Origin of the sequence: Microcoleus sp. (genome assembly GCF_049646505.1) — a bacterium.
Classification (GTDB): domain Bacteria; phylum Cyanobacteriota; class Cyanobacteriia; order Cyanobacteriales; family Microcoleaceae; genus Microcoleus.
Map to the genome: position 1 here is coordinate 1 of NZ_JBARVX010000231.1, position 12,681 is coordinate 12,681.

Sequence of the window (12,681 nt, forward strand, 5' to 3'; positions counted from 1 at the left end):
CAAATAACCAATAACCAATAACCAATAACCAATAACCAATAACCAATAACCAATAACCAATAACCAATAACCAATAACCAATAACCAATTAAAATAATTAGCATCTACCAAGTAAAAACTACCTAAAAAAAATCATGTCAATATTTGTTGAAGTAGACCACGTAGACCGCGTATTTAATCTGCCAAATGGCGGGCAATACATCGCTCTTAAAAATATCGAACTTAAAATTCAAAAGGGAGAATTTATCTCCTTGATCGGACACTCTGGCTGCGGCAAATCGACACTGCTAAATATCATTGCCGGCCTGGATACAGCAAGTCAGGGCGGGATTATTTTAGAAGGGCGCGAAGTCCGCGATCCAGGCCCGGATCGGATGGTAGTGTTTCAAAATTATTCGCTGCTTCCTTGGCTGACTGTTCGCGAAAATATTGCCCTCGCAGTGAATGAAATCTACAGCGGTAACACTCAAGAAGAGCGCGAATTAGTCATAGAACACCACATTAAATTAGTAGGACTCGGACAAGCTGCCAAAAAACGGCCTGGGGAAATTTCTGGGGGGATGAAACAGCGGGTGGCGATCGCCCGCGCCCTCGCGATTCGCCCGAAATTGCTGCTGTTAGACGAACCTTTCGGTGCTCTTGATGCTTTAACTCGCGGCGGTTTGCAAGACCAGTTGATGAAAATTTGCCAGGAAAGCAAAGTCACCAGCGTGATGGTAACTCACGACGTTGACGAGGCTTTGTTGTTGAGCGATCGCATTGTCATGCTTACCAACGGCCCGGAAGCGCAAATCGGACAAATCCTCGAAGTGGACATTCCCCGCCCCCGCAAGCGCATGGAAGTTGTCAACCATCCGAGTTACTACGCGCTACGCAACGAAATGGTTTACTTCCTCAACCAGCAAAAGCGCGTCAAACAGCGCCGGGCCCAACAACAACTACCCGCGATCGCCCGCAACGGCCTGGAAAAAGTCAACCTCGACATCGGATTTATTCCCCTCACCGACTGCGCGCCCTTAGTAGTAGCCAAAGAAAAAGGATTCTTCCAAGCCCACGGCTTAGAAGAAGTTACCCTCGTGCGCGAACCAAGCTGGAAAGCAATTGCCAAAGGGGTAGCCCAAGGACGGCTGGATGCGGCGCAAATGGTCGCAGGAATGCCGATCGCCATGTTGTTGGGATTGGACGGCGAGCAACCGGTGCCAGTCTGTAGCGCCCTCACCCTGTCTCGCAACGGCAATTCGATTGTTTTGAGCAAACACCTCTACAAACAAGGTATTCGGACATTAGAGGATTTCAAAGCTGCGATCGCCAGCACCCCCGACAAAGCTCACACATTGGGGATGGTACACTCCGCCTCCATGCACAATCTGCTGTTCCGCTACTGGCTGGCCGCCGGCGGCATCGACCCCGACCTCGACGTGGGCTTGACCGTGATTCCGCCCCCGCAGATGGTATCGAATTTAAAAGCAGGTAACATTGACGGCTACTGCGCCGGCGACCCCTGGAACTCCTACGCAGTCAACGACGGTAGTGGTTTTGTCATCGCCCGTTCCCTCGACATTCTGCCCGGACACATCGAAAAAGTTCTCGGTGTTACCGAAGATTGGGCTCAGAAATATCCTCAAACCCACGTCGCCCTCGTCAAAGCGCTTTTGGAAGCCTGCGACTACTGCGACGACCGCCGCAACCGCGAAGAAGTGCTGGGATTGATTTGTCAAGAACAATACATCGGCGCAGACTCCAAAAACATCCGCCCTGGATTCCTCGATCCGTACAACTGCGGCACCGAGGTAGAACCTGAAATGCTCTACAACTTCAACCAGTTCTACGTTGACAAAACCAATTGTCCAGACCGCCTAGAAATGGTGTGGGTGATGGCGCAGATGGCCCGCTGGGGTCTGATTCCGTTCCCGAAAAACTGGGTGGAAGTGGTCGATCGAGTTTTGCGGCCCGATGTTTTCGGTCAAGCAGTCCGCGAGTTGGGTTTGCCGGATATTTCGAGAGTTCGTCGGACGATCGAGCTATTTGACGGCACTGTGTTTAATCTAGACGACCCGATCGACTATCTTCAGAATGTCAAAATCAAGCGCGGCCTCCGAATTGAAGAAATCTTAATTGAACAAATAGGCAGTCAGTGTTCTATCAAAATCCCTGCTGCATAACCAGTAATTAGGAAGAGGAAATTAGGAGCAAGGAATCGGGAAACAAGACTCCACATTTTCCGATTTCCACAACTCCCAAAATCCCTATCAATCTAAAAGGTTCATGTCTAATCCTCAAAAACACCAGCCATTATCTGAAAATATGCAAACTCTAACAACCCCGGAAACTACTAATCTTCAGACCGAAAAACCCGGCTTTTTAACGATAAAAAACGTATCCAAGGTTTACAACAATCAGAAAGAACCTGACAAACCTTTTGTCATTCTCGACGGTGTAAATCTGACTGTTAATGAAGGCGAATTTATTTGTTTGATCGGTCACTCCGGCTGCGGAAAATCAACTTTGCTGAACATGATTGCGGGATTCAACGGGCCGACCAGCGGAGAAGTTGCTTTGGAAGGTTCGCCGATTACTGAACCCGGCCCCGATCGCATGGTGGTATTTCAAAACTACTCGCTACTACCTTGGCTGACTGCTACTGAAAACATCCACCTCGGTGTTGAAAGTGTTTATGCTGACAAGTCCGCAGAGGAACACAATGCGATCGTCAAACAAAACTTAGAATTAGTGGGGCTGACCGAAGCTGGTAATAAAAGACCGGGCCAATTGTCCGGGGGGATGAAACAGCGGGTGGCGATCGCCCGAGCTCTAGCAACTCGCCCCAAACTGTTGATTTTGGACGAACCTTTCGGAGCTCTAGACCCGATTACGCGGGAAGAATTGCAGGAAGAATTGCTCAAAATCTGGCGCGAGCACAAAATTACCGTCATCATGATTACTCACGATATTGATGAAGCTTTGTTTTTAGCCGATCGCATCGTGATGATGACCAACGGGCCTGCAGCTTCCATCGGCGAAGATATGCACATTCCCTTCAGTCGTCCCCGCAACCGCACGCGGGTTATGGAAGACCCGAAATATTACGAACTCCGGAATTTTGCTTTGGAGTTTTTGTTCTCCCGCTACGCCCACCACGAAGAAGAGGAAGCAACGGACTCGGAAACAGAAACCGTCGCGATACCCCTACCAGTACCTGCTGGCAAAAAGTCTGCGGTTGCTGACAGGCCAAGGCCAGAGGTATCTTTTACGCCCCACGCTACCGAACCCGTAAAAGCTTCGCGACTCAAAGTCGGCATCCTCGCAGTGTCGGGGTTCGTAGCAATGGCTACTTTAGCGGCGGTTGTGAGTTCTCCCCCCAGCCCTGCGCCGATCGCAGCTAGCCCTGCGCCGATTGCAGCTAGCCCTGCGCCGATCGCAGCTAGCCCTGCGCCGATCGCAGCTAGCCCTGCGCCGATCGCCCCGACCTCGCCTGTTGCGACTAACAGCCCCGCATCAGGGATTTCTGACAAAACTGAACTCGATGCGATCGAAAACCAGTTATATGCACAAATTGACCAAAATTGGAGGACAACTCCGACATTTACCGAAAGTTTAACTTATCGGGTCAAAGTGAAACAAAACGGCGATATCCTACAGTTCGATCCTACAAATCAAGCAGCTAAAGATTTTGTCACAGAAACGCCTCTGCCGGTTTTGCAAACTCCTGCAGGTGTCGTCGCAGGCGATCGAACAACTGCTGAATTCCAAGTAACTTTTAGCCCCAGCGGCGTATTAGAAGTTAAAACAGCCGAGTAGGCGAAATCTTCCCGCGCGCGGATCTTAGATTGCTGCGAACAACCAAGTCAGTCGATTTTCGCATTCAAAATTTGAGCTTAAAAATTAATTTCACAGATAAATCTGGGAACTTGAACGAAAGTCTAAAATTTGGGATATCGAATCAGGAGTGTCTGGTTTCCGTTTTTGGCAATTATACCATTTTTCTTTCATATGTGCTATGGATGAAGTCCGAAGCCCCCCCGAAATCGCGGGGGGGGTTGGGGGGGTAATATCTAGCGCTACTTTATGAAATTGGCAATTAGTGTATTCGCCCGCTGTTTTACAGGGGAGTTAGAATCTGTCACAAACTGGCTGCAAATAATAGTTATCGCGAGTTTTAGCAAGACAGCGGTTAATTGTAAATCAGGGTATTTTCCGCTGCTGTGAAGCGTTTATTGGGTAATTTTGTAATAATTGATACATTGTTGGGAACAATTTGTTCTGATTATAATGACAAATTACCAATTATCCATGAGCTTTCAAAAATTAGCATCTACAATCATCAGATGGAAACTATAAAAACTCTTTGCCCTTACTGCGGCGTAGGTTGCGGTCTAGAAGTTGTTCCCGACAAAAAACAAAGTTGGAAAGTTCGGGGCGATCGCAATCACCCATCAAGTCAGGGTATGGTTTGTATTAAGGGAGCAACGGTAGCAGAGTCCATTCGGAGCGATCGGCTGCTGTATCCGATGATGCGAGACACTCTCGATCAACCCTTCCGCCGCGCTAGTTGGGACGAAGCTTTCGATGCCATTGTTAACCGCATCCAAACAATTCGCAGTAGCAGCGGCCCCGATGCTTTGTGCGTTTACGGTTCGGGTCAATTCGCAACAGAAGATTATTATGTTGCTCAGAAACTCATCAAAGGTTGTCTGGGTACAAATAATTTTGATGCAAATTCTCGCTTGTGTATGTCTTCAGCAGTTTCGGGATACGTTCAAAGTTTTGGTTCGGACGGGCCGCCTTGCTGTTACGACGATTTAGAATTAACTGATTGCGCTTTTATTGTCGGTAGCAATACGGCAGAATGCCACCCAATTGTGTTCAACCGTTTGGCAAAATATCACAAAAAAAATCCAAATGTCAAGATGATTGTGGTAGATCCGAGGCGGACTCCGACTGCTGAAGCGGCAGATTTGCACTTAGCAATTAAGCCCGGTACTGATATAGATTTGTTCAATGGAATTGCATATTTACTGTTGCGAAAACGGGCAATAGATCCTGAATTTATTCAGGACTGCACGGAGAATTTTTCAGCTTTTGCGGAAGTTATTAGTAGCTACACGCCGGATTTTGTCGCCTCGCGCTGCGGTATTAGTGTTAGCGATTTAGAAACTGCTGCCCGTTATTGGGAACAGTCGCAGCGGGTTTTGTCGCTGTGGTCGATGGGCATCAACCAGTCCTCCGAAGGTACGGCAAAGGTGCGATCGCTGATTAATTTGCACTTGATGACCGGTCAAATCGGCAAACCGGGATGCGGCCCGTTTTCCCTCACCGGCCAGCCAAACGCGATGGGAGGACGGGAAGCCGGAGGACTCTCTCACTTGCTCCCCGGTTACAGATTTGTGAAAAATGCCGAACACAGAACCCAAGTTGAGGAGTTTTGGGGCATTGCACCGGGAAGCATTTCCCCAAATCCGGGCCGCACTGCTTGGGAGATGATTTTGGGATTGGAAACTGGCGATGTCGAGTTGCTGTGGATTGCAGCTACTAATCCGGTGGTGAGTATGCCGGATTTGGAACGGACAAAGGCTGCTTTGCTGCGATCGCCCTTGACGATTTATCAAGAAGCTTATTATCCCACGGAAACCTCAGCCTACGCCCACATCCTGCTGCCGGCAACCCAGTGGAGCGAAAAAACCGGAGTGATGACCAATTCCGAACGCCGCGTCACCCTAGGCCCGGGCTTCGACATTCCTTCAGGTGAAGCGCGCGATGACTGGAGCATTTTTGCAGAAGTCGGCCGCCGCTTGGGTTTTGCCGAACATTTTGCTTTCGACAGCAGCGCTGATGTATATCAAGAGTTTGTGCAGTTGACAAGGGGCAGGCCTTGCGATGTAACTGGCCTGAGTCACGAATATTTGCGCCTCCAAGGCCCCCAGCAGTGGCCCTGTCCCGAAAACGAGCCTCCGCATCCAGCCAACGAAGCGAAACGGCTGTATACTGACAGGCGTTTTCACACTCCCGACGGGCGGGCAAAATTTTCGGCTTATCACTCGCGGGGACTCGCTGAACCTCCCGATCCTGACTATCCGTTTGTGTTGACGACGGGGAGAGTTTACGGACACTGGCACACGATGACGCGCACGGGTAGAACTGAGAAAATTAATCAATTGCATCCCGATCCGTTTTTGGAAATTCACCCGCGCGATGCTGCGAAATTGCAGGTTAATGAGGGGGATTTGCTGGAAGTTCGATCGCGCCGCGGCAAGGCTCGGTTTCCGGCAAAAGTTACTAAGGCGATCGCCCCCGGTACGCTATTTGTACCGATGCACTGGGGTGCTCTGTGGGCCGAAGAAGCTGAAGCCAATGCTATGACTCATTCGGCAAGTTGTCCCGATTCCAAACAGCCCGAGTTAAAAGCTTGTGCGGTGCAATTGGTGTTGGTGGGGGCCGAAACTGCGCCGGCGGTTGTTGCAGAAGTTGAGGAATTTAATTGGGAAAAATCTACCGTTGCCGTTCCTGCTCGAGCTGCCCTCTAAGTTTGGGGTGTCACACCTTGTGTAGCGGCATCAATACCATCGCCTGGGTTTCGTCCCGCAGACTCAGACAAAATCATAATTTTTTGTTAAGGAATCCGGTTTCTAGGCAGTAGAGTATGGCAGAATCCCCGGTTGCTGTACTTTCGGTCCAAACTTCTGTCGGTCGAGCAACTTTGACCAGAACGCACCCACAGAACCGCTCGATCGGGATGTGCCGGGGAACCGGGAGAATTAAATTAATTGTGAGTTTTTCCTTGTTGATTCGGGGTTTTTCCTCGGGGATTGCGCCTCGGATCTTCTTTTGGATCGATCGAGTAAAAAAATTGCAGTTTACAGGTATAGGTGCTATGATTTTTTTACAAAGCTTTATTTTCGGCAGTACAGTTCGTTCTATCGGCGTTCCTCCGGATTTAAATCTCTACAACCTCGATTCTGGAGAATGTTCAATGTCAATCTATGTCGGCAATTTATCCTACGAAGTAACGCAGGAGCACCTCAGCCAAACTTTTGCAGAGTACGGAACAGTAAAGCGCATTCAATTGCCTGCTGACCGTGAAACAGGTCGGATGCGTGGTTTCGCTTTCGTAGAAATGTCTACTGAAGCAGAAGAAACCGCAGCCATTGAGGCTCTTGACGGTGCTGAGTGGATGGGTCGCGACCTCAAGGTCAATAAGGCAAAACCCCGCGAAGAACGTGGTTCTTCTAACAGCGGTAACTGGGGCAACAACAACCGCTCCTCTCGCTACTAAACCACCAGAGCTAAATTTTAGCTCGATCGTGTGTTTGCCGGGGCGAAAACCAAGTCAACAATCACTATTTGTTGAGAATAGATAGTTGATTGTGCGATCGCCTCAATTCTTGAAGTCCTCAAAATATTGCTAGACAATAGTTTGAGGCTTTTTTGTGCGAAAATTTTATTCAATGATGACAAATCATATCAATTCCGGTTGCACTTCTGGGGAATTGTTGACTGTTGGCTGTTGGCTGTTGACTGTTGGCTGTTGGCTGTTGACTGTTAACAGGGCCCGCACTCTTGGCACCGCCCCTACTGACTGTTGGCGGGCGGGTCGAAAAACTGAATGGTTGAGTGTTATACCATTTTTCTTTCATATGTGGTATGGATGAAGTTTTAGCTCCCCCCCGAAATCGCGGGAGGTTGGGGGGGGTAATATCTAGCGCTACTTTATGAAATTGGTATTAACTGTTGACTCGATTTTATGATTCCGATGCAACCGGAAACGATATCATAGGCTGGGCGGTAAATTAAGCGCAATATTTGTAGGGGTCGGTTTCAACCACTATAATTCAGAAAAACAATCTATAGCGGTTCTCAATCGTCGTGAGGTATGCCCGCGGAGGTCTATGCCCGCGGAGGTCTATGCCCGCGGAGGCCAGCGGCACCTCATTTTTCGCTCGAAATGCTATATATACCAATACACTTGGGTTAACACTGTTTCTTGCCGGGAGAACCCCTTCGCATACCTCCGACTCGCCCTGCTTGTAGGGGAGTAGGGGTTGAGGCAAGAGCAACTGCTTGTCCGGCCGGGATGGGGGCTGACAATCGCCTATCGATATATACACCCGCCCCCACCACAGAACAAAATTTGATTGCAGACAATTCAACCGACACGAACTCGCGGGTATGCTCAAAAAAATATTCAGGAAAATTTCTAAGTTAGGCAGTGATGAAAATTTTCTGCATTTTACAGAAAGTGTAGAAGTAATAATATCTAAAATTCTCTCACTGGCGATGATTTTGGTAATCATCGTCAGCGTTTGCGATTTAGTAATTTATTTAACAAAAGAATTGCTAAACGACCACGACGAGACTTTGTTAAAAGATACGTTGTTTGTCATATTTGGGCTGTTTTTAAATGTTTTAATTGCTCTGGAAATATTGGAAAATATTACAGCTTATCTAAGAAAACACGTAATTCAGGTAGAGCTAGTAATTGTAACTTCTTTAATAGCCGTATCTAGAAAAATAATTATTCTAGACCTAGAAAAAAAAACTGCCTCGGATTTGATCGGTCTAGCTGCGGCGATTTTTGCCCTTTCAATTAGTTATTTAATAGTACGATATACTAATCAAAGACATGATAGTTAATATCTAGAGACACAGTATTTTATAGCATTTCTCAGAAATATGAGGAGCTGTCGGGTATATGGCATCGGCCAAACCGGGCAAACCGGGCCACAACGCTTGAGAACCGCTAGCTCTCTAGAACAGTCTTAATTCAAGAGTATTGACTTTTAACCCTCTAGCCAACTGAAGATTTGATGGATCGCGGCTTCTGGGGAAAGGCGCTGGGTTGTAATTGATTTTGCTTAATTGTAGCGGTAGGGTGCGCCGCTTCTCGCCCCTCAAATAGCCGTCAAAATTTCGCTAGCGACGCACCCTAATATTTTGATATTATTCCAACAAACCAGGAGGAGGTACAATTTCCATTCTACCTTTTTCTAAGTCAACAATTGGTACAATTTCTTGCACGAAAGGAATCAAAACTTTTGTTGATTTAGGCTGTTTAGCGCGGATTTTTCGTGGTTTGCGGGTGTTTCTGGGGTCAGCGTTTGCTTTGGGAGTTTCAGCCTTTTTGGACTTTTCTAGGCTGGGGACGACAATTTCCGGCGTTAGATTTGTTTCTACTTCTAAAAGGTCGTTACCTGCAGGAATAATATTGCTTACCTTGCCTAAAATTTGCCCGGTTAACTGGTTAAAAACTTCCATACCGATCAAATCTAGGACGTAAAACTCATCGGGTTCGAGGTAAGGTCGATCGGTCTTTTCCACAAACAACTTACAGCCCCGCAGCGCCTCAGCGCCATCGCGGTCTTCCACACCCTCCACCTCTACAGCATACAGCCCTTTGCCCGGAATGTAGCGACCGCCCAAAAACTCGATCGGTTCCGGTTCACTTTTGTTAGGGCGCAAAAGCCACCGCTTCCCCGGTTCGATAAATCTTTCCGGGAAATCCGAATCGGGATAGACTCGCACTTCCCCGTACAAACCTTGAGCTGCTACAATTGTACCGATTTCTATCCACTCAGACATAAACTTTTTGGGAATTAGGAATTGGGAATTAGGCATTGGGAATTGGGAATTGGGCATAGGGAATTGGGAATTGGGAATTGGGAATTGGGCATAGGAAATTGGGAATTGGGCATAGGAAATTGGGAATTGGGCATAGGGCATAGGGAATTGGTCATTGGGAATTGCTAGCAAATAACTAATGACTGCTGACTAATGACTAATGACTAATGACTGCTGACTAATGACTAATGACTTCTTTAAACCAACCCGGTTCTCAGCGCTACAACTGCCGCTTGCACGCGGTCATCCACAGCCAACTTATTCATAATACCGCGAACGTGAGTTTTAATAGTATTTGGACTCAAGTAAAGCGCCGCTGCTATCTCTGGATTGCTGTTACCTTCCACCATTAACTTTAACACCTCCAACTCCCGCTGCGACAACTGACCAAAAGTAGTTGTAGAAGCAGGCATCGGGGGTTTGAGGTGCTCGATGACAGTGCGGGCAATTTGAGGGTCGAGGTATGTAGCACCCTCTGCTGCCGCCGCAATCGCCGCTAACAGCCTGTCTGCGGAAGCACCCTTAATACAATAAGCATCAGCACCGCTAGAAAGAGCAGCAATAATTTCAGTTTCTGCCGTGTGAGAAGTTAACATTACCACTCGAACTTCCGGCATTTCTGCTTTAATTTTTTGAGTGGCTGCTATGCCGTCTAGTCTCGGCAAACCGATATCCATCACAATAATATCGGGCTTGAGTTTGAGTGCAGCAGCTACTCCTAAATAGCCGTCTTCTGCTGTTCCTACTATTTCGATGTCTGCCGAATCTGCTAATACTTGTTCTAACCCCAGTTGCATCATCGGATCGTCTTCGACAATTAAAATTTTCATAATATGAAGGATGAAGGAAGAAGTCAGTAGTCAGTAGTCAGTAGTCAGTAGTCATTAGTTAGTAGTCATTAGTCAGTAGTCATTAGTCATTAGTCATTAGTTATAGCGGTTCTCACAAAAGTGAGGTATGCCCTATGCCCGATGCCCGATGCCTTATGCCCATAGCCCTATGCCCTATCCCGGATAGTACCTCATCTTTCGCTTGAAAGGCTATAGTAGTCATTAGTGCTGTCTCCTCCGAGCGAACGTCCAACGTCATCAGGAAGAAGGCTATAACGGCTTCGCTCAGGGTAAAAAGAACGAAGAAGGAAGAAGGAAGAAGGAAGAAGGAAGAAGGAAGATTAATGACTAATGACTAATGACTAATGACTAATGACCAATGACTAATGACTAACTTTTAAAACTTCAACAAATTCGCCTGGGGGAATCCAGGTTTCTGCTGCTGGCAAAACTGCTAAACCAGTTGTATTAGCAAGGTTAATTAAGTTGGCGGAGTTTTGACTGCCGCTAGCAGGTTCAAATTCCCACACTCCCATAACTAAATACAGTTTACCCCAAACATAAGTTTCCCGCTTGCCTGGGGAGCGCAACTCAGCATTGCACCTAGCTTTGACAAACTCCGGCCCCCAAGCATCCGCACCCAGCCCAGACATCTTTCTCAAAGCAGGTACAACAAACCGCCAGCAGCAGACTAAAGCTGAAACCGGATTTCCCGGCAAACCAAAATAAAGACAATCCGAACTCGAAATCGGCGCATCAGGTGTTTTTTCACTTCTTTTAAATGCAGCAACCGTTAAAGGTTTTCCCGGTTTGATCGCCACAGCCTGAATGTGAATCTTACCTCCCAAATCTGCCAGAACTTTTTCAACATAATCGTAATCTCCTACCGAAACACCGCCCGTAGAAAGCACCACATCCGCTGTCGAAACAGCCCGATATATCGCCTTTTGCAGGGCATCTTTATTATCGGGAATTATTCCCAATCTAATCGGCTCGCATCCCATTTGTACCAACAACACTGTCAAAGCATACTGATTCGAGTCTACCAGTTTACCCGCACTCAAAGGTTGGTCTGGCGATACCAATTCGTCACCAGTCGAAAAAATTGCTACCCGCAGACGCCGATAAACAGGAACTTGAAGGCACTGTGCAGTTGCTAGCACCGCCATTTCTGGGGCGTTAATCACAGTACCCGGATTTAGTAAATTTGTTCCTGCTTGATAAAAAGCGCCTTTGTGCCTGACAAAAGTTTGCGGTTTTTCAGGAGAAACTAAGACAAAAATACGATCGCCCTCACGCCTCGTTTCTTCCTGCATTACCACCGTATCAGCACCATCCGGCATCACAGCACCGGTAAAAATTCGCGCCGCTTGGCCCGGCTGCACCGTATTTTGAGGCCGATATCCCGCTGGAATCTCCTCAACTACTTCGAGTACCGCTGGTTTTTCGGCGCTGCAATTTTCCACATCAGCAAACCGCACCGCGTACCCATCCATTGCCGAATTGTCCCAATAGGGAAAATCCAGGGAACTTGTCACGCTTGCAGCCAAGATTCGCCCCGATGCTGCCAGCAAGTCTACAGTTTCTACATCCCGCTGACTGTCGGGGGGTGGCGCTAAATTTAGAACGATCGATTCTGCTTCTTTTACTGACAGCATCAGTGTCACCATTTTGACAATACTAAATTAGTTTAGCAAAAAGCAGAAATAACGGTAATATGATTTTTGGCTGTTTCACCAGTGAATCTGCATTTTTGTGCCAATCGCTTATGACTATTTATCGATCGGCTCTTGTTGCCAATTGTTTATTTTTTTCTAATCGCAGTCTTGATATTTTTTACTCAATTTTCTGGTTTAAAAAGCAGCGATTTATTCTTTAACCCTTATTTTTCACCCAATCCCAGCGTAGCATTTTTCACTCGGATGTTCCAGATTTTATGTTCCGTACCAGTGATTGTTTGTACTTTTACTTATGGATTAGTAATATCGTTTCCGGTTGCATCGGAATAATAAAATCGAGTCAACAGTCAACAGTCAACAGTCAACATCACCTGACGGTGTTACCGGAAATGATATAAGTAGCATTCAACCGCGCCCTTTAGAAAATCGCTTTATTTTATTTTCGGCTCTTTTAACAGGTGGATTTCTGATTAACGAAATTTACAGAATTCACATATATAGCAATCCTAAATCATTTGTGAATTTCTTACTCCCTCCCCTTAATAAGGGGAGGGTTGGGG

The 12,681-nt window shown here is 47.2% G+C and carries 9 protein-coding genes; 5 read left to right on the plus strand and 4 right to left on the minus strand.

Features of this window, described 5'->3' with window-relative positions; genetic code table 11:
- The first annotated feature begins 134 nt into the window (after positions 1 to 134).
- The 4 genes from WBA89_RS12545 (at position 135) to WBA89_RS12560 (ending at position 7,270) form a co-directional block, all read left to right on the plus strand.
- A complete protein-coding gene (locus WBA89_RS12545; protein WP_424406815.1) occupies positions 135 to 2,162 on the plus strand; it encodes a nitrate ABC transporter ATP-binding protein in 2,028 nt (675 codons plus the stop codon).
- A 142-nt stretch (positions 2,163 to 2,304) separates the two neighbouring features.
- Positions 2,305 to 3,798 (plus strand): nitrate ABC transporter ATP-binding protein, encoded by a 1,494-nt coding sequence (locus WBA89_RS12550; protein WP_424406817.1) that lies wholly within the window; start codon positions 2,305 to 2,307, stop codon positions 3,796 to 3,798.
- 527 nt (positions 3,799 to 4,325) lie between these two features.
- Positions 4,326 to 6,521 (plus strand): molybdopterin oxidoreductase family protein, encoded by a 2,196-nt coding sequence (locus WBA89_RS12555; protein ID WP_424406819.1) that lies wholly within the window; start codon positions 4,326 to 4,328, stop codon positions 6,519 to 6,521.
- Positions 6,522 to 6,967: 446 nt separating this feature from the next.
- Positions 6,968 to 7,270, plus strand: a complete 303-nt coding sequence (locus tag WBA89_RS12560) for an RNA recognition motif domain-containing protein (RefSeq protein WP_194064375.1) — start codon at positions 6,968 to 6,970, stop codon at positions 7,268 to 7,270.
- A gap of 169 nt (positions 7,271 to 7,439) precedes the next feature.
- Here WBA89_RS12560 and WBA89_RS12565 read toward each other — a convergent pair whose 3' ends face one another.
- Positions 7,440 to 7,631, minus strand: a complete 192-nt coding sequence (locus tag WBA89_RS12565; RefSeq protein WP_424406821.1) for a hypothetical protein — start codon at positions 7,629 to 7,631, stop codon at positions 7,440 to 7,442.
- A 532-nt stretch (positions 7,632 to 8,163) separates the two neighbouring features.
- On the opposite strand from WBA89_RS12565, the gene WBA89_RS12570 reads away from it, so the two are divergent.
- The gene (locus tag WBA89_RS12570; RefSeq protein WP_424406823.1) at positions 8,164 to 8,628 is read left to right on the plus strand and encodes a phosphate-starvation-inducible PsiE family protein; all 465 of its coding nucleotides are present in this window, start codon (positions 8,164 to 8,166) and stop codon (positions 8,626 to 8,628) included.
- 306 nt (positions 8,629 to 8,934) lie between these two features.
- Here WBA89_RS12570 and rimM read toward each other — a convergent pair whose 3' ends face one another.
- From rimM to glp, 3 genes are all read right to left on the minus strand, one after another.
- Positions 8,935 to 9,573 carry a ribosome maturation factor RimM gene (gene rimM, locus WBA89_RS12575; protein ID WP_424406827.1) on the minus strand — a complete coding sequence of 213 codons (639 nt, stop codon included), beginning with the start codon at positions 9,571 to 9,573 and terminating at the stop codon, positions 8,935 to 8,937.
- 236 nt (positions 9,574 to 9,809) lie between these two features.
- On the minus strand, positions 9,810 to 10,442 hold the full coding sequence (locus WBA89_RS12580) for a response regulator (RefSeq protein ID WP_424406825.1): 633 nt from the start codon (positions 10,440 to 10,442) through the stop codon (positions 9,810 to 9,812).
- Between the two features lie 383 nt (positions 10,443 to 10,825).
- The gene (gene glp, locus WBA89_RS12585; RefSeq protein WP_424406829.1) at positions 10,826 to 12,100 is read right to left on the minus strand and encodes a gephyrin-like molybdotransferase Glp; all 1,275 of its coding nucleotides are present in this window, start codon (positions 12,098 to 12,100) and stop codon (positions 10,826 to 10,828) included.
- Positions 12,101 to 12,681: the final 581 nt, after the last annotated feature.

Excerpts from the sequence above, each read along its gene's own strand:
- glp (WP_424406829.1), bottom strand. The coding sequence starts at position 12,100 with ATGCTGTCAGTAAAAGAAGCAGAATCGATCGTTCTAAATTTAGCGCCA.
- WBA89_RS12560 (WP_194064375.1), top strand. The coding sequence starts at position 6,968 with ATGTCAATCTATGTCGGCAATTTATCCTACGAAGTAACGCAGGAGCAC.
- WBA89_RS12545 (WP_424406815.1), top strand. The coding sequence starts at position 135 with ATGTCAATATTTGTTGAAGTAGACCACGTAGACCGCGTATTTAATCTG.
- WBA89_RS12570 (WP_424406823.1), top strand. The coding sequence starts at position 8,164 with ATGCTCAAAAAAATATTCAGGAAAATTTCTAAGTTAGGCAGTGATGAA.
- rimM (WP_424406827.1), bottom strand. The coding sequence starts at position 9,573 with ATGTCTGAGTGGATAGAAATCGGTACAATTGTAGCAGCTCAAGGTTTG.
- WBA89_RS12550 (WP_424406817.1), top strand. The coding sequence starts at position 2,305 with ATGCAAACTCTAACAACCCCGGAAACTACTAATCTTCAGACCGAAAAA.
- WBA89_RS12565 (WP_424406821.1), bottom strand. The coding sequence starts at position 7,631 with ATGAAAGAAAAATGGTATAACACTCAACCATTCAGTTTTTCGACCCGC.
- WBA89_RS12580 (WP_424406825.1), bottom strand. The coding sequence starts at position 10,442 with ATGAAAATTTTAATTGTCGAAGACGATCCGATGATGCAACTGGGGTTA.
- WBA89_RS12555 (WP_424406819.1), top strand. The coding sequence starts at position 4,326 with ATGGAAACTATAAAAACTCTTTGCCCTTACTGCGGCGTAGGTTGCGGT.